General features: G+C 49.7%; 20 protein-coding genes. 11 read left to right on the top strand and 9 right to left on the bottom strand.

The annotated features are described in order from the left end of the window. Window positions 1-4: 4 nt before the first annotated feature. From BFC18_RS15085 to BFC18_RS15050, 8 genes are all read right to left on the bottom strand, one after another. Window positions 5-1,378, bottom strand: coding sequence for a tetratricopeptide repeat protein (locus BFC18_RS15085; protein ID WP_070126392.1), 1,374 nt, complete (start codon window positions 1,376-1,378; stop codon window positions 5-7). Beyond that, complete coding sequence (locus BFC18_RS15080) at window positions 1,378-2,001, bottom strand: energy transducer TonB (RefSeq protein ID WP_070126391.1); 624 nt, start codon at window positions 1,999-2,001, stop codon at window positions 1,378-1,380. Before BFC18_RS15080 ends, BFC18_RS15085 begins: the two co-directional genes overlap by 1 nt. A 7-nt stretch (window positions 2,002-2,008) precedes the next feature. Continuing rightward, on the bottom strand, window positions 2,009-2,416 hold the full coding sequence (locus BFC18_RS15075; RefSeq protein ID WP_070126390.1) for an ExbD/TolR family protein: 408 nt from the start codon (window positions 2,414-2,416) through the stop codon (window positions 2,009-2,011). Next, complete coding sequence (locus BFC18_RS15070) at window positions 2,409-2,792, bottom strand: MotA/TolQ/ExbB proton channel family protein (RefSeq protein WP_070126389.1); 384 nt, start codon at window positions 2,790-2,792, stop codon at window positions 2,409-2,411. The genes BFC18_RS15075 and BFC18_RS15070 overlap by 8 nt, the downstream gene beginning before the upstream one ends. Continuing rightward, complete coding sequence (locus BFC18_RS15065; protein WP_070126388.1) at window positions 2,792-4,123, bottom strand: MotA/TolQ/ExbB proton channel family protein; 1,332 nt, start codon at window positions 4,121-4,123, stop codon at window positions 2,792-2,794. Before BFC18_RS15065 ends, BFC18_RS15070 begins: the two co-directional genes overlap by 1 nt. 1 nt (window position 4,124) lies before the next feature. After that, window positions 4,125-4,904 (bottom strand): DUF3450 family protein, encoded by a 780-nt coding sequence (locus BFC18_RS15060; protein ID WP_070126387.1) that lies wholly within the window; start codon window positions 4,902-4,904, stop codon window positions 4,125-4,127. An 87-nt stretch (window positions 4,905-4,991) separates the two neighbouring features. Next, window positions 4,992-7,208 carry a FepA family TonB-dependent siderophore receptor gene (locus BFC18_RS15055; protein WP_070126386.1) on the bottom strand — a complete coding sequence of 739 codons (2,217 nt, stop codon included), beginning with the start codon at window positions 7,206-7,208 and terminating at the stop codon, window positions 4,992-4,994. Between the two features lie 205 nt (window positions 7,209-7,413). Continuing rightward, window positions 7,414-8,175 carry a substrate-binding periplasmic protein gene (locus tag BFC18_RS15050; protein WP_070126385.1) on the bottom strand — a complete coding sequence of 254 codons (762 nt, stop codon included), beginning with the start codon at window positions 8,173-8,175 and terminating at the stop codon, window positions 7,414-7,416. 219 nt (window positions 8,176-8,394) lie between these two features. On the opposite strand from BFC18_RS15050, the gene prmA reads away from it, so the two are divergent. The 11 genes from prmA to envZ all read left to right on the top strand — a co-directional run bounded on the left by prmA (window position 8,395) and on the right by envZ (window position 20,180). Next, window positions 8,395-9,276, top strand: a complete 882-nt coding sequence (prmA, locus tag BFC18_RS15045) for a 50S ribosomal protein L11 methyltransferase (RefSeq protein ID WP_070126384.1) — start codon at window positions 8,395-8,397, stop codon at window positions 9,274-9,276. A gap of 224 nt (window positions 9,277-9,500) precedes the next feature. Next, window positions 9,501-10,499 (top strand): tRNA dihydrouridine synthase DusB, encoded by a 999-nt coding sequence (gene dusB / locus BFC18_RS15040; RefSeq protein WP_070126383.1) that lies wholly within the window; start codon window positions 9,501-9,503, stop codon window positions 10,497-10,499. A 31-nt stretch (window positions 10,500-10,530) separates the two neighbouring features. Further along, entirely contained in the window at window positions 10,531-10,824 is a 294-nt protein-coding gene (fis, locus tag BFC18_RS15035) for a DNA-binding transcriptional regulator Fis (protein WP_018982332.1), read from the top strand. A gap of 88 nt (window positions 10,825-10,912) precedes the next feature. Then, window positions 10,913-12,511, top strand: a complete 1,599-nt coding sequence (gene purH, locus BFC18_RS15030) for a bifunctional phosphoribosylaminoimidazolecarboxamide formyltransferase/IMP cyclohydrolase (RefSeq protein WP_070126382.1) — start codon at window positions 10,913-10,915, stop codon at window positions 12,509-12,511. 230 nt (window positions 12,512-12,741) lie between these two features. Next, window positions 12,742-13,566, top strand: a complete 825-nt coding sequence (locus BFC18_RS15025; RefSeq protein WP_070126381.1) for a class I SAM-dependent methyltransferase — start codon at window positions 12,742-12,744, stop codon at window positions 13,564-13,566. 19 nt (window positions 13,567-13,585) lie between these two features. Continuing rightward, window positions 13,586-14,875, top strand: a complete 1,290-nt coding sequence (gene purD / locus BFC18_RS15020) for a phosphoribosylamine--glycine ligase (protein WP_070126380.1) — start codon at window positions 13,586-13,588, stop codon at window positions 14,873-14,875. Between the two features lie 189 nt (window positions 14,876-15,064). Then, a complete protein-coding gene (locus BFC18_RS15015; RefSeq protein WP_083273121.1) occupies window positions 15,065-15,457 on the top strand; it encodes a phosphate-starvation-inducible PsiE family protein in 393 nt (130 codons plus the stop codon). Between the two features lie 147 nt (window positions 15,458-15,604). Beyond that, window positions 15,605-16,507 carry a phosphoribulokinase gene (locus tag BFC18_RS15010; RefSeq protein WP_070126378.1) on the top strand — a complete coding sequence of 301 codons (903 nt, stop codon included), beginning with the start codon at window positions 15,605-15,607 and terminating at the stop codon, window positions 16,505-16,507. Window positions 16,508-16,668: 161 nt separating this feature from the next. Continuing rightward, the gene (nhaD, locus tag BFC18_RS15005; RefSeq protein ID WP_070126377.1) at window positions 16,669-17,913 is read left to right on the top strand and encodes a sodium:proton antiporter NhaD; all 1,245 of its coding nucleotides are present in this window, start codon (window positions 16,669-16,671) and stop codon (window positions 17,911-17,913) included. Window positions 17,914-18,123: 210 nt separating this feature from the next. Then, on the top strand, window positions 18,124-18,849 hold the full coding sequence (ompR, locus tag BFC18_RS15000; RefSeq protein WP_070126376.1) for an osmolarity response regulator transcription factor OmpR: 726 nt from the start codon (window positions 18,124-18,126) through the stop codon (window positions 18,847-18,849). A 14-nt stretch (window positions 18,850-18,863) separates the two neighbouring features. Then, the gene (gene envZ / locus BFC18_RS14995; RefSeq protein WP_070126375.1) at window positions 18,864-20,180 is read left to right on the top strand and encodes a two-component system sensor histidine kinase EnvZ; all 1,317 of its coding nucleotides are present in this window, start codon (window positions 18,864-18,866) and stop codon (window positions 20,178-20,180) included. A 348-nt stretch (window positions 20,181-20,528) separates the two neighbouring features. On the opposite strand, the gene BFC18_RS14990 is transcribed toward envZ, so the two are convergent. Beyond that, complete coding sequence (locus tag BFC18_RS14990) at window positions 20,529-21,551, bottom strand: IS110 family RNA-guided transposase (RefSeq protein WP_070123325.1); 1,023 nt, start codon at window positions 21,549-21,551, stop codon at window positions 20,529-20,531. Window positions 21,552-21,654: the final 103 nt, after the last annotated feature.

The following is a 21,654-nucleotide window of genomic DNA, read 5'->3' as shown; positions in this document are numbered from 1 at the left end:
TCACTTACGAGGCATTCTTAACAATGTTTTCGAGCGACTGAATATTGCTAAGCAAGTCATTTCGCCCCGGATTCGATTTGTAGACTTGTCTTAGCAGACCTAACGCATCGTTATATTGCTTCTGATTAATCGCAACCTGCGCCCGACCTAGCATTGCCCGCTCTTTATAAGCGGGTAGTGCTTCTGCTCTCAGGTAATACATTTTGGCGTTTTCATCTTTATTCTGCTTTCGCAGCAAGGCGGCCAATGTCATCAGCGCATCGCCATTCGCCGGAGAAGACTTAATCGCCGACAGCAGATAATCCTGAGCTTTGCTAGTCTGGTTATTAGAGATCGCCAGATTCGCTTTCATCACATTCAACGAAGCCACATTTTCGCTGCTTAGTCGTTTGCTGTTTTTATCCAGTGTGGTCACTAATCCCGACAGGTTTTTCCAATCCTGACTGGCGGCCAACCAGTTGGCGATATCCAGCATGGTTTGCGCACCATCATTGTTACTTGCCAACAGTGTTGCAGCGTTATCAGAAAGGAGATCAACAGCACGGTTAGGACTGCCAGACTTAACGTGTAGCTTTGCCAGTGTGGTAAGGTTATCCGGTCGTTTTTCGCCAAGGGTCAGCGCCGTTTCAAGACTACTGATGGCGGTTAAGTCATCCTGCCCCTTCATGGCAATTTGGCTACGTTGCAGCCACAAACGGGGGCTGTCTGGCTTTTCGCTCAGCATTTCGCTAACCAGTGCCGATGCTTGTGGAAGGGCATCGCTGGCGATTAGTGCGAACAATAGTCCTTGTGCCCACTGACCATTCGCAGGCTCCAGCATCATCGCATTCTGATAGGCGCCGATGGCGCTACGTGGCTTTTCAAGTTGCAGGTTCAGATAACCCAACTGTCCGTACACCTGACTGTCGGTAACCCCCAACTCTATCGCCTTTACCACGTGGTCCCGGGCTTTGGGGTAATTCTCTTCCAGCATGTAAATCATGCTCAATCCACGGTGGGACGTCGCTGACGCCGCATCTTCTGTCAGTGCCAGTTCGAAGTGTTTCTTCGCATCACTGTTACGTTTCACGCTTAAGAAAACCTGCCCCATCATTTCATGCAGGGTTGCACTCACGCTTTCATGTTCCTGCTGGTAGGTGTCGTAAGCCTGAATCACGCCTTTGTAATCCTGCTTTTGTAACAGCGGCTGAACATCATTGAAAAACTTACCTTCATCGCGATTCACCCGGCCGCTATGATGAGCACCTTTGCTCTGGCGATAACTAAACGACCAGTCTGGTTCGTCTAGCGTGACCTGCACATCAGCCTGCGCCTGCGAGAAACTGCCAATCAATAAAGCGCTGCAGATCGCCCGTTTAAAAAAGAGGGTTGTGTTCATTATGCTTCAATCTCCACAGGCCAGATAAACCGAGCCCTTACTGCTTCATCGGCCTTATGCGGGGCGGTAAACTTACTGCCTTTAACAAATCGCTGAATTTCTCTGTTTAATTCGTGATGGGGGTTGTCGACAATACTGATGAGGGTCACATCGCCTTTTTCATCGATCATCACATCCAGCTTCACCACTACACGCTCTACGCCCCGTCGCTTAAGCTGCTTTGGAAAGCGAATTTTCACCGGCGTTAACAGTGTTGGGCGGCCATCAAGCTCGCTTAAACCGTAGGCATCCCAATCAACCTCGGGCGCACTCCAGTCGGGTTGTGCCATTGCCACGTCAGGACGTTCCGGCTTATCGATTTCGATTTCAGGATCAACCTTAATATCAGCCATCGACACCGGTGCACCGGCCCCTTCAACCTGCATGTTCACATCGGCTTGTTCGGTAACCTGCTGACTCTGAGGCGGTGGAGGGGGCGGCGGTTGCGCAATGGCAATATCCATTTTGCGTATCTCAAGCTCAGGTCCACTGTCGTCGTTTAAGTAATACCCCAGGGTGAGCACACCCAGCGATACTGCCATCACGCCGCCGCTCAATAAAAATGCTGAAAGTTGATTTTTCATGACTCCCTCACAGTTTGGCGGTGGCGATATTCACATCCACGGCACCGGCCATTTTCGCGGCATCAATCACTTCGACCAGCAGGTCGGTAGATACCGTTTTGTCCACTTGCAACACAACCGGACGTTCATCCTGAACCAACAATTGCTCCACCGTACCCCGCACGCCAGCAACGCCAATATTGGTGCTGTCGTACATCACTTCGCCGTTGCTGGTAATAGCGATGAGAATAGACATCTGATCAAGCTTCTGCGCCGATATGGCCTGTGGCTTGTCGACTTCGACCCCGGTTTCTTTCACAAACACCGTTGAAACAATGAAGAAAATCAGCAGGATAAACACCACATCCAACAGCGGTGACATATCAATGGATTGCATTGGCTGGGCTTCCAGCTTGCGTTTTAAACGACTAGCCATGATTCACCTCACCTTCCTGACTATCCTGCAAATGTCCTTTCACAAAAGACAGACACAACCAGCCGGGGATCGCCATGACCAATCCCAGCTGCGTAGTGAATAAAGCATCGGCAATACCCGCCGACACGATTTGACTGTCGGCACCGTCGGTCATCATGCCGGTGAAGCTGCCTTGCAGGCCCATGATCGTGCCCAGCAGCCCCATCAGCGGCAGTGCACCCACCAGCACCGACGGTGTCATAAGCGGGTTGCTGTCTTTCTTCTGCACGTCCTTGTCGAAGCGGGTGAGATACAGCATCCAGATTTGCTGAAACGCAAACCAACCCACTGCCACCATTGCCCAGCACAACGGATTACCCGTGAACAGTTCCATCATCAGCCGGCTCCTGCGGGATGGGCTGATCCCATCAATTCGCCATTATCATCCTGCTTATTAGCAGGTAAATCGTGGGTATCTTCGCCTTCATCGCCGCTTAAGATCAGGGCGAAGTTTTCCAGTTCGTTGTAATACTGACGCGCCTTGCGGCTAAGCAGCGCATTCATGATTAATGCAGGAATAGCCACAATCAGACCCAGCTCTGTGGTAACCAGTGCTTTAGCGATACCGCCGGAAATGACTTCCGGGTCGCTGGAGCCAAACGATGTCATCATGCGGAAGGTTTCAATCATTCCGCTTACCGTACCAAGCAAACCTAACAATGGGGCAACGGCCGCGGTTACTGCCACGGCATTGATCCATTTATCCAGGGTTTGTCTGTCTTGCTGAAGTTGCACAAACAGCTGATCGTCCCGTTCGCGGAACGTGGTTGCCTGCTCAGCAATGGATAACAGATTGGCCTGCATGCCTTTGAACTGTGCACGGGCTGCGCCACCTGTTTGCAGGAGTTTGTCGAGCATCGCCTGAGAGCGTACCGGAATCACCTTAGGCAGACGCACCAGTTGCACCACTTTGAATAAGCCAATAACTGTGGCAATAAGTGCAAACAGTAAAATTGGTACAACCCAGATCCCGCCTTTTACCACATGTTCAATTACGCCTTCATTGGCAGATTCACGGGTAAGTGCCCGGCCCAGGGTTGGGTCGAGTACCACGGTACTGGCTTCGTCGAGCATGCTGGACGCCAGTCCAGACGGTAACATCCCTTTGGTTTGCAAACGGCCAGAAACCGATTCTGCCAAACCCACGGTGCCGTTATTTTTAAACCAGGTTACCGGGCCAACGGCCAACGAGGGCACATCAGCCAGTTCACCGTTTTCCATCACCAGGGTACGGTTAGTCCATTCTGGTAAGGTGGCGGTTTTAACCGCGGCATCCGACACTGCTGCCATCTTATCGGCAGTGTTCATGGCGTTAACGTCGGTAAAGCTCAATCCCTGCTGCTGCAAGAAACGGTTGAGCAGGTTTTGTTGATACGTTTGCTGTTCTTTCCATTCGCCAAGGCGCGCTTCCAGTTTTTGTAAGCTAAGCGTTTTTTCATCGGCGAGGCGACGGGCCACTGCAGTTTTGTCACGCAGCGTCATCACGTCTTTTTCCAGTTGACTCAACGTAGACGAAAGGGAAACGCGCTCCTTCACGATGCGATTCTCCGCATTGCTCAGGCTACGCTTCGCGCTTTCAATCTTATTCAGCATATCCTGTTGCTGTCCGTTAGCCCCGAAAGACAGGGCTGCCAACAAGCTCAGGCAGAGTAATAAAGGCTTCTTCATGTTAGCGACCTCCGCCTGTGGTACCTGCGGCGCCAAACGGGAGCGGCAGGGAAATAAATTCGGGTTGCTGGCGACGTTCGAACACGGCTACCGCTCTGGCAATGGCTTGTCCATCGGCATCGCCGCCGAAGTGCCATGCCCACTTACCGTTCTCCGGATAACCAGAGCCTGCAATGCTGCCATCGTTATTGGCAAACCAGGCGAGTTGCGAGCCAAGATAAAGCTGCTTGACGACGACTTCTTTACCGTCTGGTGTTGTTAATACGTCTTCGTTTACGGTGAGTTTGCTGTCGAACTGTTCCAGTCTGGACAACTTAGCCAGCGCAACCTGTAAAATCTGTGAAGGGTTGTCAGAACTGTCGCCTTCTAAAGCGGCATCTTCTTTGTCCCAGTTAAAACGTAAAGGAGGAGGCAGACTTTCGTACAAGCTATTCACCCGTCCAACCAGCGCATTCAGTGCACCAGTCACGTCTGCTTGCTGACTTTCCAGCGCATTTTGTTCCGCCAGGAGTTCGTTTCTGCGCGCATCAACATCATCTTGCGAGTCATTACTCGTCGCCAGTATTTTCTGCAATTGCGCTTTTTCAGCTTTCAATAAATCGATACGCTGACGAACAATCGGTTCCTGCTCTTGCCAGCCCATCACCAATTTCCGTTCCTGACTCTCGATTTGTAACCATTCTCGCGTCAGGTTATCGAGTTCATCAGTCACGGCAGCCTGAGTACTTCCAGCCAGCATGAGTGATGCCAGCATCATAGTGAGCTTATGCTTTTTCAGCATTGTCAGGCCTCCCTTTTCCGTTGTCATAAATCTCTGTCCCAAAAGGCAAAAACCGGCAACACGGAAGCGTGTTGCCGGTGGGTTCTATCAGAAGTGATAAGTTGCCGATACCAGGAAGTTACGGCCTGGTTCGTTGTAGGTGTTAGCACCTGCGTTGGTCTGCGTGCCTTCACGCAGAATGGTCTTATCAAACAGATTTTTTACCGTGAAGGTAAAATCAATGTTTTTGTAGCTGTAAACACTGTTCAGGTTCACGATGGTGTAAGCCTCGCGAGGCTCAGGGTTCTCAATAACGGCACCACTGGTGGTGCTGGCCGTTGGGCTTTCCGTTTCGCCATAATGTTGTGCACTGGCAACCAGTTCCCAGTCTTCCGTTACCGACCAGGCAACCTGCGTGTTAATGGTGTAATCAGGCACAATAGAAAGCGGTTGTCCGGTTTCTTTGTCTTCAGATTCCAGCATGACAGTGGCGTTAGTAGACCACTCAATGTCATTGGTAATAGGGATCAGTAAGCTACCTTCTAAACCTTCGATAACCGCTTCCGGGGTGTTGTACCATTGGAAAATTTGCACGTAAGTGTCAGCGTTACCGCCATCAAGCACATAAATCGGCGCCGTGTTACCGGTTACGATTTTGTTTTTATAATCGTTGTGGAAATAGGTTAAACCTGCGCTGATCCCATTGTCAGTACCGGCATAGTTAACGCCGATTTCTTTGTTAACCGACGTTTCGTGTTCCAGATCCGGGTTACCCAGAATCGAACAACCACTACCCTGACTTGGGTAGTCAACCGGACAGCCGTTACCACGCGTGGTGTACACATAGTTCGGGTTCGTCTGATACAGGTTTGGCGCTTTGAATGCACGGCTGATACCCGCCTGGAAAGACACTTCCGACGTTGACTGCCAGCTAATATTCAAGCTAGGTGATACATTGCTGCCCGCTTCACTGTGATGGTCAAAACGAACACCTGGGGTTAGCATCACGTCTTCTGTCAGCATGATATTGTCTTCAACGTACACGCCGTACAGCTCTGCACTTGAATGCGGGTCGCGATCTTCAGCAGCGATATCGGTGCCATCAATCACTACACCGTCAGCCACGTTGATGCCTGCTTGCAGAGAAGAAGGATCGTCCATTCTTTCGCCGCGGAATTCGGCACCTACCGTCATGGTTTGTGACTTACCAAACAGTTCCAGCGGAATATTCCACTCCGATTTGGCGGTCAAGTTGCGCAGCATGATAGTAACTGTTTCACCGGTATCAGTGTTGAAACTTCCTTCCGGACCTCCTGCAAGACCTTCACTCAGACGTGTGTTGTCTGTTTCTTCAAACTGGATATAAGAGAATGAATCACCGAAATCGAAATCCCCACGATGGGTACCCGAAATAGTTTTTCGGCGCATCACATTGGTTTCCTGCCCAATGTAGAGTTGTGAGTTAGCGTGATCTACGCCCTGGAAGGCATTATCACCGGCATATTCGTTGCCCTGACGGCTATAAGCGGCTTCCAGTTCCCAGGTATTAATGTCGTCCTGGTCGAAGCGCAGCAAGGTGCGGAAGTCAATATTCTCAACACCTTCCGAACCCGCAGCGGTGTTACTGCCTTCAACGGTAGCGTCACGGTTTAATTCAGGAGAATCGCCTTCCTGTTTGTTGTAGTTCAGGATAGTACGGTGAGAAAAACGTTCTGACAGTGGGCCACTTAAAATCACATCGGCGCGTTTGTTGCCGCCTTCCAGTGAGTTTTCTGGGATCTCGGCTTGCACCGTCACACTAACACCGGCCTCATCAGGCTTTTTGGTGATGATATTAATTACACCACCAGATGCACCAGAACCATATCGGGCAGCAGCAGGACCGCGAATTACTTCAATACTTTCAATCGCTTCGGGTGGTACCCAGTTACTGTCGCCACGGGTATTACGCTCGCCAGAGCGGCCCATTTTCACTGCATTACGAGAAAGCACAGGCTTACCATCGATCAGAATAAGGGTATTTTCCGGGCCCATACCACGGATATCAATTTGACGGTTGTTACCGTACTGACCTGTACTGGAGTTACCTGTCAGGTTAATACCAGGCATGGTTTTGATAAGTTCCGACACATCGTTTGATACCGGACGGCGCTTGAAATCTTCTTCAGTGATGACAGAAACACCCTGAGCCTGTTTCAGCTCTTCAGAGGCGGCTTGGACAACGGTTGTGTCCAGAGTTTCTATATCGTCAGTTTGTGCCAACACATTGGCAGATAATCCGGGGAAAAGTGCGGTGAGTAAAATGATCTTACCTAAATCAGGCATTTTATGTTCCTTGAAACGCTGAGCTACTCAGATGAATGATGAAACGGTACGAAGTAATAGAAGAGGATGTGGCCACACCTTCCTTAGTCTTTAGTATTAAACCACATATAATGATGAGAATCATTATCATTTACATTAATTTTTACTAAAGTTTCTGTAAAGATAATTTGAACAATAATTAGTCAGATAAGAGGGGTAAAACGGTTTAAAAGATATGCGCGTAGGAGGTGGTCAGGACATTGGGCAGATACTCGCGGGTGAGTTCAGTATATTCACCGCTCTCTTGTAGTGTCTGTAACCCTTTGTTAAATGCCCGACGAAGCTCAGGATCAGGAATAGCCGCCCGATAAGGACTACTCTCGAAAAGAAAGTGATAATCAACCTCCTTTTGCTGATCTTCAGGCAAAGTGCTGCGGATATGCTCGAAAATCCGATAATCCATGACAATCGCATCAACGCTACCTAGTAACAGCATACTCACCTGACGAGACTGATCAGCTACTTCGAGATACCCTGAGTGATTAGAAACAACATCGGAAAATGCCTTTCCCAATGCCTGTGACGCCGTTTGAAAACCAATGACTGTCATGTCTTTAAGCGCTTCCAAAGAGCCAATGATTTCCTTGCGGTCACGCCGGGTTATCACCACATTCTGGTACACCACATAGACATCAGAAAGCCACTCCTTAGGAAGCGCCTGACGTTCATTCATAGACAAGGCAATATCTAGCTCTTGTTCGCCGATCAGCCTGACAGAGCGCCCCATAGGAACATAGTGCAATCGGGCGTCGTGACCTGAAAGGGCAAGCACTGCTTTTACCAACTCAATTTCAAAGCCGGTATCGCCTTCAGAGATGATATAAGGTGGTTTATTCCAACCGGACACCACATCTACAGGTTTAGCAAACACAGAATAAGATGTGGCTACAACGGTCAGAAGCACCACGAACCTGACCAGATATCGCATGCTTACACTCTACAAATGACCTTTTAAAACCATAGCAGGTGCCAACAAACATGCTAGTAGTTCAACGTAACTTCTTAGATTGCCAGTTAATTTAGTTTGGATGCCGATAAATCATTCTGCGGCGGTGCGCAATTGCCCAGGAGTTTGCTAAAATGCGCCCTTTACGCTAGCCATATTATCGCCGCTGGCTTTTTACTCACTGATTAATAAAGAGTTCCCATGTCCTGGATACAACTACGAATCAATTCTGACTCTGAACACGCAGAGCAGATTGGCAACATGCTGAGCGCTAATGGCGCACAGGCCGTTACCTTTGTTGATGCTAAGGACACGCCCATGTACGAGCCTAAACCGGGCGAAACCATGCTGTGGCCAGACACACAGGTTGTGGGACTGTTTAATGCCGCCGACGATATGAAAGCCGTTATCAAGCGCCTGGAACAATCACGGATTTTAGGTAAAGGGTTTAAGCACAAGCTCGACCAGCTAGAAGATAAAGACTGGGAACGTGAGTGGATGGATAACTTCCACCCGATGCAGTTTGGTAAACGTTTATGGATATGTCCGAGCTGGCGCGATGTACCTGATCCGGACGCGGTAAATGTGATGCTCGATCCAGGTCTGGCTTTCGGTACCGGTACCCACCCCACTACCGCATTATGTTTGCGCTGGTTAGATGCCTTAGATCTGGAAGGCAAAACGGTGGTGGATTTCGGCTGTGGCTCTGGCATTCTGGCGTTGGCAGCGCTGAAGCTGGGCGCGAAAGAGGTGATCGGTATTGATATCGACCCACAGGCGCTTCAAGCATCCATGGAAAATGCCCGTCGCAATGGCGTGGAAGATCGCTTAAGCGTGTACCTGCCAGAAGATCAACCTACCCTCGAAGCCGATGTGGTGGTGGCCAATATTCTCAGCGGCCCCCTTATCGAACTTCAATCTGTGATTACTGGTTACTGCAAAAACGGCGGAAAACTGGTGCTTTCAGGCATTCTTGAAGAACAAATTGAAAAAATTGAAGCTGCCTATCAAAGCCACTTCGCCTTAGAGCAAAGCGCTGTTGAGGGTGACTGGGCGCGGGTGAGCGGAACAAGAACTCACTGAAAATATTCATAAAACTTTCAAATCATCGTAAAAAAACCTTAGCCTTTTCGGCGTTTACGCAAAGGTAACGTGTAGTGTTACACGCAAATGTAGCCAGAACTGTCAATAGTCAGGCTACAAATTTTGTGTGATTTTTAGCCTTTTCAAGGCTTGCGAAAACACGTAAACTTAGCGCCCCGTTTTGGCCTGGTGTATAAATTCTGCGCAACAGTTGGCTGTAAAGTATGCGAATCGGACCTCACACACTCCAGAACAATTTGATGCTCGCGCCTATGGCTGGCGTGACTGACAGGCCCTTTCGGCAGATGTGCCGAAGAATGGGGGCAGGGTTAGTTGTATCTGAAATGTTGTCCAGCAACCCGAAGGTCTGGAAGACCGCCAAATCCATGCATCGCATGGACCATAGCGGTGAAGACGGGATTCGCTCGGTACAAATTGCCGGCGCAGATCCTGAGTTGATGGCGCAGGCAGCACAATTTAATGTTGAGAACGGTGCACAAATCATCGATATCAACATGGGTTGTCCGGCCAAAAAGGTCAATAAAAAATTAGCGGGTTCAGCACTGCTGCAGTATCCCGACCTGGTAGAGCGTATCGTCCGGGCCGTGGTGGATGCAGTGGATGTGCCGGTTACCCTGAAGATCAGAACAGGGTGGGACACAGACAATCGCAACGGGGCAGACATTGCCCGTATTGCGGAACAAAACGGCATACAGTCGCTGGCAGTTCACGGTAGAACGCGAGCCTGTATGTATCGGGGAAATGCCGAGTACGACACCATTCGTACTATAAAACAGGCAGTGTCGATTCCGGTTATTGCAAACGGCGACATTACTTCTCCGGAAAAAGCACGATTCGTGCTCGACTATACCGGTGCTGACGGTGTAATGATTGGACGCGGGGCGCAAGGTAATCCATGGATTTTTAAGCAAATCCTACATTACCTTGAAACAGGTGAAAACTTACCGGCGCCACCATTGTCAGAACAACAAGCGGTATTGCACGAACACGTTGTAAATGTACACGCCTTCTACGGTGATGTGATGGGCACACGAATTGCCCGGAAACACGTAGGGTGGTATCTCGCGGAGCACGACAAGGATAATCAGTTTCGCCGAACGTTCAATGGCCTCGAAGAAGCGCATGCGCAACTCGATGCCCTTGAAGATTATTTTCAATCGCTGCACAAGAGAGATAAGCGACAGATCTCTCCGGCAGCATAGTGATGACTAACTAATAGAGCAAGAAAGTATTATGTTCGATCAAAATGTGACTTCTCCTTTTACTACAACAGTAACTACTCCTTCACAAACTCAGGCTCAAAAGCCTCTGCGTGACTCAGTTAAGCAAGCAGTTAACAAATATCTGAAGCAACTGGACAACGCCAACATCGATAACCTGTACGAACTTGTTCTGGCTGAAGTTGAAGCGCCATTACTGGAAGAAGTAATGACCTACACTCGCGGTAACCAGACTCGCGCCGCCATCATGATGGGCATCAACCGTGGCACACTGCGCAAAAAGCTGAAGCAGTACGGCATGAACTAAGATTAAAGGGCTTAGCCCAACTTTAAGAGCACCAAACGGTGCTCTTTTTTGTTCCACTCGAAACTTACGCAAAGAGCTCAACACCACTATGCAAACACCTAAACCTATCAAGCGCGCCCTGTTAAGTGTTTCTGACAAAACCGGCATCGTTGAATTTGCCACGTCACTTAACGAAAAAGGCGTTGAACTGCTATCTACCGGCGGTACGGCAAAATTACTGGCGGAAGCTGGTTTGCCGGTTAAAGAGGTTTCAGAACACACCGGTCATCCTGAAATCATGGACGGTCGTGTTAAAACTCTGCACCCTAAAATTCACGGCGGAATTTTAGGACGTCGTGGCCAGGACGAGGGTGTTATGGCTGAGAACAACATCGCGCCAATCGATTTGGTTGTAGTGAATCTTTATCCGTTCGCGGCCACTGTCGCAAAAGACGATTGCACGCTGGAAGACGCCATCGAAAATATCGATATCGGCGGACCGACTATGGTTCGCGCTGCAGCGAAAAACCATAAAGATGTCACCATTGTGGTTAAAGCCGCTGATTACGGCCGCGTGCTAGCTGAAATGGAAGAAAACGCGGGTTCACTGACTTACCAAACCCGTTTCGACCTGGCGATTAAAGCCTTCGAGCACACCGCAGAATACGATGGCATGATTGCCAACTATTTCGGTGCTCGCATCGATTCAGTTGAATGCGCTGACGACTGTGAACATGACCACAGCGAATTCCCACGTACTTACAACGTTCAGATGAGCAAAAAGCAAGATCTGCGTTACGGCGAAAACAGCCACCAGTCTGCGGCTTTCTACGTTGAGAACAACATTCAGGAAGCATCGGTTGCCACGGCAGAGCAGCTGCAAGGTAAAGAGCTGTCTTTCAACAACATTGCTGATACCGACGCCGCGCTGGAATGTGTGAAAGAATTCGACGTACCTGCTTGTGTTATTGTTAAACACGCAAACCCTTGTGGTGTGGCGCTGGGTGAGAACATCCTGGAAGCCTACGACCGCGCTTTCAAAACCGACCCGACGTCTGCTTTTGGCGGTATCATCGCGTTTAACCGTGAACTGGATGGCGACACAGCAAAAGCCATTGTTGACCGTCAGTTTGTTGAAGTGATCATTGCCCCTACTGTTAGCGAAGAAGCGAAAACCATCGTTGCTGAGAAGAAGAACGTACGCTTGCTGGCATGTGGTGACTGGCAGGGTCAGCTGACTGAAGGTTTCGACTTCAAACGTGTTAACGGCGGTCTGCTAATTCAGGAGCGCGACTTCGGCATGGTTGAAATGGACGACCTGAAAGTGGTTTCCAAAGTACAACCTACAGAAGAGCAATTGCGCGACCTGATGTTCTGCTGGAAAGTGGCTAAGTACGTGAAGTCTAACGCTATCGTTTATGCAAAAGACAGCATGACCATTGGTGTGGGCGCAGGCCAAATGAGCCGCGTTTACTCTGCCAAGATTGCAGGTATTAAAGCGGCTGACGAGAACCTGGAAGTAGCGGGTTCTGTGATGGCATCTGATGCGTTCTTCCCGTTCCGCGACGGTATTGATGCAGCCGCTGCTGCCGGTATTAAAGCGGTAATCCAGCCGGGCGGTTCAATGCGCGATGACGAAGTTATCGCAGCGGCCGACGAGCATGGCATTGCCATGGTGTTCACCGGCATGCGTCACTTCCGCCATTAATTTTTGGTTGTTGACGGTAAAGGTTGTGGTTTTCACCACAACCTTTTGCGTTTTTTCAGCAGGTTAATATAACCTAGGCACGGTAAAACTGGTTTTACTTTGCTGACAGCCGGTAGCGGAATCGATTTTCTTCTACCGAGAGCAAGGTTCTCTGAGTCTGAACCTTCGCACCTTAGCGTGGGTATAACTCAAAAAATGCGATGCACCGTTTCAACAATCAAGGATAAATTATGAAAACTACGATGCGTGTTGTTGCCGCCTCCCTGCTCGCTGTTTCAGCGTCACTGGCACCTGTAATTGCCAGCGCTGATGCACTGACCGATGCTGTAAAAAGCGAAAGCCGTTCTGCTGCCAATAAGGCACGGGATGAATATCGTCACCCCCAGCAAACCCTGCGTTTTTTCGGTATTGAACCAGACATGACCGTGGTAGAGATTTGGCCCGGCGGTGGTTGGTATGCCGATATTCTCGCCCCTATGCTGAAAGATGATGGCGACTATGTTGCAGCCCACTTCTTTATGTTTGATGGCGCGCCGCGTTACTACGAGCCGTCGTTGAAAGGCTTCAAAGAAAAGGCGCAGGAAGGCGGTATCTATGAAGGTGCTACCATCACTGCATTCCACCCGTCTAAGAGCCCTGAAATTGCCCCTGATGGCAGTGCTGATGCGGTTCTGACATTCCGTAATGTGCACAACTGGTACATGGGTGGTGGTAAAGACGGTGTAACCGCTTCGTTTAAGTCGTTCTACAAAGCACTCAAGCCAGGCGGCGTACTGGGTGTGGTAGATCACGCATTACCTGAATCTGCTGCTGACGACGCCATGAAAAGCAGCGGATACATGAAAAAATCCTTTGTCATCGATGCTGCCGAAGCCGCCGGTTTTAAACTGGTTGCCGAAAGTGCAGTAAATGCTAACCCGCTGGACAATGCTGATCATCCCAAAGGTGTATGGACGCTTCCGCCGTCAATGAGCCTGGGTGAAACTGATCAGGAAAAATATCTGTCCATCGGCGAAAGTAACCGAATGACACTAAAATTTGTTAAACCTGAATAAGAGATAACGGAACGCTTTGATGAACGTACTAGTTATTGGCAGCGGTGGCCGTGAGCACGCATTAGCGTGGAAAGCCGCACAATCTGAGTCTGTTACCCACGTTTATGTGGCACCTGGCAATGCCGGTACAGCCACTGAACCTAAACTGACAAACGTCAACATTGGTGTAACCGACATCGAAGGCCTGCTGGCTTTTGCAAAAGACACCGCCATCGACCTTACCATTGTTGGCCCTGAAGCGCCGCTGGTTGAGGGTGTGGTAGATGCGTTCCAGGCTGCAGGACAGACCATCTTTGGTCCGACTCAAGCCGCTGCGCAACTGGAAGGTTCCAAAGCGTTCACTAAGGATTTCCTGGCTCGTCATAAAATCCCAACGGGCGAATACGAGAACTTCACCGAGATCGATCCTGCCCTTGCCTACGTTCGCGAGAAAGGTGCACCGATTGTGGTGAAAGCTGACGGCCTGGCCGCCGGTAAAGGCGTAATTGTTGCCATGACACTGGAAGAAGCCGAAGACGCTATCCGTGACATGCTGGCAGGTAACGCCTTTGGTGACGCCGGTAGCCGCGTGGTTATCGAAGAATTCCTCGACGGTGAAGAAGCCTCTTTCATCGTGATGGTTGACGGTAAAAACGTAGTACCTTTTGCCACCAGCCAAGACCATAAGCGCGCCGGTAACGGTGATTCTGGTCCTAACACGGGCGGTATGGGTGCGTATTCACCTGCGCCTGTAGTGACTCAGGAAATCCACGACCGCGTAATGGCGGAAGTGATCCTGCCTACCGTTGAAGGAATGGCAAGTGAAGGTAATCCTTATTTAGGCTTCCTGTATGCCGGTCTGATGATCATGGCCGACGGTACGCCTAAAGTTATCGAATACAACTGCCGCTTCGGCGACCCTGAAACCCAGCCTATCATGATGCGTTTGCAGTCTGATCTGGTGGAAATGTGTCAGTTAGCCTGTAACGGCGAGCTGGAAGGTAAGACTATCGACTTTGACGACCGCGCAGCGGTTGGCGTAGTGCTGGCGGCCGGTGGTTATCCGGGCAGCTACGACAAGGGCGACGTGATCAGTGGTCTGGATAACGCGGCTAAGCTCGAAGGTAAAGTATTCCATGCTGGTACTGCTCTGAAAGACGGCGAAGTCGTTACCGCCGGTGGCCGCGTACTGTGCGCAACGGCACTCGGTAATAACGTTACTGAAGCACAGCAGAAAGCCTACGAGCTTCTAAACGCCATTAGCTGGAAAGATGTGTACTTCCGTACCGATATCGCTTATCGCGCTATTGCTCGTGAGGCACAAGGCTGATTCAGTCTTAAATAAGCACAATGAGAAGGGTGTCTGCGGACACCTTTTTTTATTCCCTGCGCCAAAATCGTTAAGTATTTCTGCAAAGAAGAACTAGAAAAATAGCACTAAAGAACGAGTGAAGTGCCTGATTTACCTCATTAAGCTAACTAACGTGTTTAATTTTGCTGCAAAATGAGGCTAGTTCAAATGGCAAAATTTATTGAACAGATAGAAAAAATACTGCTTATTCTCATCATGCTGGCTACCTTAGTGGCGGTGGGTGATGAAATCCTGCACATGATTGAATATCGTAAAGTCGAGCTTTCTGACTTGCTTCTGCTGTTTATCTATGCCGAGGTGATCGGGATGCTGGCCGCGTATTACAACAGTAGCCGTATTCCCGTTACTCTGCCCCTCATTATTGCCATGACCGCACTCAGCCGCATGATCATTTTGCAAAGTAAGGAACTGGACAAAATCGTTTTGCTTTACGAATCCAGCAGTATTCTACTGCTGAGTATTGCTGCGGTGATCATGAGCCTGAAAGACAAAATCAGTCTTGAGAAGCTGCGCAACCGCCATCTTGGTAAACCAGAATAAAACGCTTCAGGCCGCTGTCATAGCGGCCTTTCTCCATAAACGCGCTGAATAATTAACAACTTCGGGGTTGATTTGGCGCTATAATCGTCCTTGATTCTTATTTGCTGCCAGCTTATAACAGTATTCCAACATAACAATTCGTCGACTATGTCAGCCAAACATCCAATTATTGCCATCACGGGTTCGTCCGGTGCCGGTACCACAACTACGACAAATGCTATCAGGCACATTTTCCGCAACCTGAATGTCAATGCGGCCGTTGTTGGTGGAGACAGTTTCCATCGCTTTACCCGTCCTGAAATGGAAGTGGAGATCAGAAAAGCCCAGGAACAGGGGCGTCATATCAGCTACTTTGGCCCCAGAGCCAATGACTTTGAATTACTGGAAACCCTGTTCAAAGAATACGGCCAAACTGGTGGCGGCCAGTTCCGTCAGTATCTGCACACCTTCGACGAAGCCGTACCGTTTAATCAGATGCCCGGTACCTTTACGCCTTGGCAGGCATTACCGGAAAATACCGATCTATTGTTTTATGAAGGCCTTCATGGCGGTGTTAAAACCGAAGAGAACAACGTGGCCCGTCACGTCGATCTGCTGGTAGGCATGGTGCCCATTGTAAACTTAGAGTGGATTCAGAAAATTGTGCGCGACACCACTGATCGCGGCCACTCCCGTGAGGCTGTGATGAGCAGCATCGTTCGCGGTCTCGACGATTACTTCCAATACATAACCCCACAGTTCTCCCGTACCCATGTTAATTTCCAGCGTGTACCGACAGTAGATACCTCCAACCCGTTCAGCGCTCGAGAAATTCCCACCCAGGACGAGAGTTTCGTTGTGGTGCGTTTTCGTCGTGAAATGAAAAACGTGAATTTTCCCTATTTACTGCAGATGATAGACGGTGCCTTCATGTCACGGATTAATACCCTCGTGGTGCCGGGTGGAAAAATGGGTCTGGCAATGGAATTAATCCTTACCCCACTCATTGAAGACATCCTCGATGAGAAGCGTCGCGCGGGCAGTCAAATGGACTGGGTGACCGATCAATAACCGGTTTTTAAGCCGCTACTAAAAAGACTTTTTCACGGTTCTAACTATCACCGTGATAGATAGTGACTATAACGCATTTTCCGCCGTGTACAGCGCAGCGGCCGTTCTGTCGCATGCACAGAAAACGTATAATTTAGCCCTTACATATTGAGGAAAAAATTATGCTGGATTATGTGCTCATCGGCATCGCGATACTTGCGCTGATAGGCGTCGTCTTTGAAGAAGTCATTCACGTTAACAAAGCCAAAACCACCCTGTTCTTAGGCACCTTTGCCTGGATTATACTGTTCATCAACGCTAACCGCGGCCCCGGGCTGGAAGAAGTTAACGAGCATCTAGCAGAAAACATCAGCGAAATTTCCACCTTGTGGTTGTTCCTGGTAGCAGCAATGACGTTTGTTGCCTACCTCAACCGCAAAGGCATGATTGAGAATATGCTCAATGTCATCATGCCGTCGAAAATCACCCTACGAAAACTCATCTTTTTTACCGCCATATTCAGCTTCTGCTTCTCATCACTGGCCGATAATATTACCGCCACACTGGTATCTATCGCCATGGTGCTGTCGCTGGGATTACCCTTTAACCAGACCATGCGGTTCGCGGTGCTGGTGGTGTTCGCGGTGAACTCTGGCGGTGTGTCACTTATCACTGGTGACGTGACCACGCTGATGATATTCCTCGATGGCAAAGTCACCATTACCCAGTTGCTACTTCTGATCATTCCGTCACTATCAGCGGTGCTGCTGTTGGCCACCATGCTTAGCGTGGGCATGAAAGGCGAAGTGAAAATTAAGAAAACCCGTCATGACATGCGCAGAGTCGATTACGTGATTGCCGGTATATTCCTTACCACCATCGTTACAACCTTGGTGGCAAATGTGCTGTTCGCTATTCCGCCCATGCTGTGCTTCCTGTCGGGTATGGCGGTAATGTTTCTGGTGGCGACCTTCATGGGTGAAGAGCAATACAAGGACCCTATCCTCGACTACATTCGCCTTATCGAGTTCGACACCCTGCTGTTTTTCTTAGGCGTATTGTTGCTGGTCGGTATGCTTGACCACATTCATGCATTAGGTGCGTTGCTTGAAGTGTATAACGTATTGCCTTCCACCGGTGCCAACTACGTAATGGGCGTACTGTCTTCAATGATTGATAACGTGCCACTAACCGCAGCGTTGCTGAAAGCTGATATTCATATGTCTACCCCGGAATGGATGGCATTCACTTACGCAGTTGGTGTTGGCGGTTCGCTACTGATTATCGGTTCGTCTGCCGGTATCGTCACCATGAGCAAGGTAAAAGGCCTGACTTTCGCCAAGTATGGGAAGTATGCACTGTTGTTGCTGATTGCCTATACCTTCGGCTTCGCCATGGTACTGGGAATGGGCGAGCTAATGCTGTAATCACAGCACCAACTGAAACTATTTGTAACACTCCTCGGGCATTTGCATTATCTCAAACGCTTTTGTCCGTGGTTTGTTCTGGTTATAGTGAGGGTAAATAAGGACTACTGCGCTTTTTTCTGCGTAAGGTCTGATAACAACCCTCCGGCGCCGTCTCGCACACCGAAAATGGTAAACGATGAGCTAGCCGAAAAACCAGGAAAGACAGTCATGGGTCAGGAAACGTCCAAAATTCTCGTTGTTGATGATGATATGCGCCTACGCAGCCTGCTTGAACGCTATTTGGTTGAACAAGGCTTTCAGGTGCGTAGTGCCGCCAATGCAGAACAAATGGATCGTTTACTGGAACGCGAAAATTTTCACCTGATGGTGCTCGACTTAATGCTGCCCGGTGAAGATGGCTTGTCTATTTGCCGTCGTATGCGACAGGCCGACAACGATATGCCCATTATAATGCTCACCGCCAAAGGTGATGAAGTCGACCGCATTATCGGTTTAGAAATGGGTGCCGATGATTACCTCCCTAAACCGTTTAACCCCCGTGAATTGCTAGCCCGTGCAAAAGCGGTGCTGCGCCGCAAAACCACCGAAGCACCGGGCGCCCCCTCTAAAGATGAACAAATCATTGAGTTTGGCGAGTACAGCCTGAATCTGGCTACCCGGGAAATGACCGCAGCCGGTAAACCTTTGTCGCTCACCAGCGGTGAATTTGCCGTGCTAAAATCTCTGGTGACCCATCCCCGCGAACCGCTATCACGTGACAAGCTGATGAACCTGGCCCGCGGTCGCGATTACAGTGCATTGGAGCGTAGTATCGACGTGCAGGTTTCTCGTTTGCGCCGGATGCTAGAGAAAGATCCTGCCAGCCCCCGTTATATTCAAACCGTGTGGGGCTTAGGATACGTTTTCGTGCCCGACGGTGGTGCACACGCATAACCAGGCTTTTAAATATGCGTATTCTCCCTAAAAGCGCTTTTGGGCAGACCGTTCTGCTCATTGGGGTGCTGCTGCTAATCAACCAGGTCGTATCTTACCTGTCGGTGACATACTACTTCGTGCGTCCGACTACTCAGCAAATCAGTAGCCTGCTAGCCACACAGGTACAAAGTATTCAGTCGCAAAATTTGATCACCGCCCCCCTAGAGCAGCGGCGGGAGTATGCGAAACAAACCAAAGTATCCATCATCACCACCGAACAAGCGCTGCAGGAAGGGCTACAGCAGGCTACCCACTATAACTTCATGTCTTCTCAGGTATCTGCACAAATTGGTGTCAAAGCAGACGTGCGTATTAGTTCTGCGGAAACCGCTGTGGGTTCGGAGCCCTACCGGGTATGGATATCATTGAGTACACATCCCAACATCTGGGTGAGCATTCCATTGGTTGGCGGTAACAGTTCCAAATTATCGCCACCGCCGACTATGTACTTGATGGTGATTGGTATATTGAGTGTAACTGGTGGTTGGTGGTTTGTACGCCACCTGAACCGCCCGCTTCAGGCACTGCAACAAGCAGCATTAAAAGTGGGTAAAGGTCAGTACCCGCCGCCGCTAAAGGAACAGGGCAGCAGTGAAATGCGAGAGGTTACCAGGGCCTTCAACCGCATGAACCAGGGCATTAAACAGCTGGAGGATGAACGGACGCTAATGACGGCAGGGATATCCCACGATCTGCGTACGCCGCTCACCCGCATTCGCCTGGCATCAGAAATGTTACCGGAAGAAAGCGACTGGATTCGCGACGGTATCAATGACGATATCGAAGACATGAATGCCATCATCGACCAGTTTATTGAATACGCCCGTAACGATCGCAGCGAAGCCTGGGAAAACATTAACCTCAACGCGCTGATAAAAGAACTGGTTAAAGCGCATGAGCGCTACGACACGCATGATGTCACCCTTAAGTTAACAAGTCTGCCTGACGCACCGGCGCGGAAAGTTGCCCTTAAACGGGTGCTGGATAATCTCATCGAGAATGCGTTTCGTTATGGCAGCGAAAAAGTCTCTATTTCGACGTTCTTTGATGCCAAAGCACAACGGGTTTATTGCCGCATTCGCGACCACGGGCCGGGCATTCCTGAAGACGCACTGGATGACGTATTCATGCCATTCAAACAAGGCGATATTGCCCGCGGCTCATTGGGGTCAGGATTGGGTCTGGCCATCACCCGCAAAATTATCAACATGCACTTCGGTGGCATCACCCTGCGCAACCACCCCGAAGGCGGCCTCGTCGCCGAGTTCTGGCTTCCGCGCAATCGTTAGGCAAGCTTTGTGAACGTCAGTTTGGATTCAGTGCACGGTCTCTTTCGGTGGGTCGACATGGGTATCAAAAACACGGCGTAGACCCATATATGGACACCTGGTGCAAGTGAATAGCTTCACCAGGGCTATATTTTTTCAGTTTTAAATAACAGATATTACGCTGCTGTCGTATATCCGGCCTGTTAATGGGAGCTTCATATGTCCCTGGCCCTAATGAGTACCGCGCCAGACTTGCTCTTATCATCCCTCCGACATCATGTGTCATGGGTTCACTCAGCGTTGGGTCTGGCCCGGCGTAACCTGTTATTTCATTACTGTTTTATCTACAACGTTTTGGTGAGATTTATCTTACATTCCCTTCAACTCGAAGGGCGCTTGTTTTGCTAGCACCGCCCAGAGGATGCGAGCCAGTTTGTTTGCCAGAGCGACGGCAGCTTTATGTTTTCCACTTCGTATAATCACTTGCTCGACCCAACGAGATAACCGGTCATCCGCATTCTTGCTGTGCCTTATGATGGACCAGGCTCCCTGCACAAGTAACTTTCTGAGATATCGGTTACCTCGTTTGGTGATGCCACCCAGTTTTTGTTTACCGCCACTGGAGTATTCTCTGGGGACTAAGCCCAGGCACGCTGCATATTGGCGACCATTCTTGTACTGTGACGGGTCTCCCATGTGCGCCACGGCGGCAGTCGCCGTTATAATACCGACCCCTTTAATCGTCATGGCTAACTCTGCAGCTGGCGAGGTGCGGGCCTGTTCCCGAATAATCTTTTCCTGCTGATGAATCGCGTCATCAAGATAGCGCCATTCCTCCATCATCAAGTTGAAATTACGACGTGCCGCTGTGGTCAGCGTGTTTTCCGCATCTTCGAGGATGAACGGCAGCATTTCTTTCACACGCTCAATGCCTTGAGGCATGTTGATGCCGTATTCTCTCAACAGCCCGCGAAGCTGATTGACGATGTTGGTTCTGGCCGCTACCTGACGCTCACGAATGTTATGCGTAATAGAAAGGTCTGTTTGCTCAACGGTTTTAGGTGAAACAAAACGCATGCTTGGACGCATGGCTGCTTCTGCAATCGCAAAGGCATCATTGCGGTCATTTTTATTTCCTTTAACGAAGGGTTTTACATGCCGTGTTGGAATAATGCGCACATTGAACCCGTGCGCCTGTAGCGTTCTGCCAAGGTAATTCGAACCACCACAAGCTTCCATCGCTACAGTGACACCCGGGTGATATTTAATGAGGAAAGGAAGTAACTTATCGCTCTTGATAGGGCGGTTGAACTGCGGCTTACAGGCCTGATTGACACCACAGACCTGATAAATATTTTTTGCCAAATCGATGCTAATTAGCGTAACGTTCATGGTGGACACCTTTTGTTTTGATTGTTGCTTCGAAAACTCAATCATGGCGCATTATGACGCCGTATCAACATTAGGTGTCCATCTCATCATCCATGGGGCCTCG

Origin of the sequence: Alteromonas confluentis (assembly GCF_001757105.1) — a bacterium.
GTDB classification, from domain to species: Bacteria; Pseudomonadota; Gammaproteobacteria; order Enterobacterales; family Alteromonadaceae; genus Alteromonas; species Alteromonas confluentis.
The sequence above is the reverse complement of the archived record's forward strand: the minus strand, read 5'-3'. Positions and strand labels throughout refer to the sequence as shown.

Excerpts from the sequence above, each read along its gene's own strand:
- BFC18_RS15085 (WP_070126392.1), bottom strand. The coding sequence starts at position 1,378 with ATGAACACAACCCTCTTTTTTAAACGGGCGATCTGCAGCGCTTTATTG.
- BFC18_RS15080 (WP_070126391.1), bottom strand. The coding sequence starts at position 2,001 with ATGAAAAATCAACTTTCAGCATTTTTATTGAGCGGCGGCGTGATGGCA.
- BFC18_RS15075 (WP_070126390.1), bottom strand. The coding sequence starts at position 2,416 with ATGGCTAGTCGTTTAAAACGCAAGCTGGAAGCCCAGCCAATGCAATCC.
- BFC18_RS15070 (WP_070126389.1), bottom strand. The coding sequence starts at position 2,792 with ATGATGGAACTGTTCACGGGTAATCCGTTGTGCTGGGCAATGGTGGCA.
- BFC18_RS15065 (WP_070126388.1), bottom strand. The coding sequence starts at position 4,123 with ATGAAGAAGCCTTTATTACTCTGCCTGAGCTTGTTGGCAGCCCTGTCT.
- BFC18_RS15060 (WP_070126387.1), bottom strand. The coding sequence starts at position 4,904 with ATGCTGAAAAAGCATAAGCTCACTATGATGCTGGCATCACTCATGCTG.
- BFC18_RS15055 (WP_070126386.1), bottom strand. The coding sequence starts at position 7,208 with ATGCCTGATTTAGGTAAGATCATTTTACTCACCGCACTTTTCCCCGGA.
- BFC18_RS15050 (WP_070126385.1), bottom strand. The coding sequence starts at position 8,175 with ATGCGATATCTGGTCAGGTTCGTGGTGCTTCTGACCGTTGTAGCCACA.
- prmA (WP_070126384.1), top strand. The coding sequence starts at position 8,395 with ATGTCCTGGATACAACTACGAATCAATTCTGACTCTGAACACGCAGAG.
- dusB (WP_070126383.1), top strand. The coding sequence starts at position 9,501 with ATGCGAATCGGACCTCACACACTCCAGAACAATTTGATGCTCGCGCCT.
- fis (WP_018982332.1), top strand. The coding sequence starts at position 10,531 with ATGTTCGATCAAAATGTGACTTCTCCTTTTACTACAACAGTAACTACT.
- purH (WP_070126382.1), top strand. The coding sequence starts at position 10,913 with ATGCAAACACCTAAACCTATCAAGCGCGCCCTGTTAAGTGTTTCTGAC.
- BFC18_RS15025 (WP_070126381.1), top strand. The coding sequence starts at position 12,742 with ATGAAAACTACGATGCGTGTTGTTGCCGCCTCCCTGCTCGCTGTTTCA.
- purD (WP_070126380.1), top strand. The coding sequence starts at position 13,586 with ATGAACGTACTAGTTATTGGCAGCGGTGGCCGTGAGCACGCATTAGCG.
- BFC18_RS15015 (WP_083273121.1), top strand. The coding sequence starts at position 15,065 with ATGGCAAAATTTATTGAACAGATAGAAAAAATACTGCTTATTCTCATC.
- BFC18_RS15010 (WP_070126378.1), top strand. The coding sequence starts at position 15,605 with ATGTCAGCCAAACATCCAATTATTGCCATCACGGGTTCGTCCGGTGCC.
- nhaD (WP_070126377.1), top strand. The coding sequence starts at position 16,669 with ATGCTGGATTATGTGCTCATCGGCATCGCGATACTTGCGCTGATAGGC.
- ompR (WP_070126376.1), top strand. The coding sequence starts at position 18,124 with ATGGGTCAGGAAACGTCCAAAATTCTCGTTGTTGATGATGATATGCGC.
- envZ (WP_070126375.1), top strand. The coding sequence starts at position 18,864 with ATGCGTATTCTCCCTAAAAGCGCTTTTGGGCAGACCGTTCTGCTCATT.
- BFC18_RS14990 (WP_070123325.1), bottom strand. The coding sequence starts at position 21,551 with ATGAACGTTACGCTAATTAGCATCGATTTGGCAAAAAATATTTATCAG.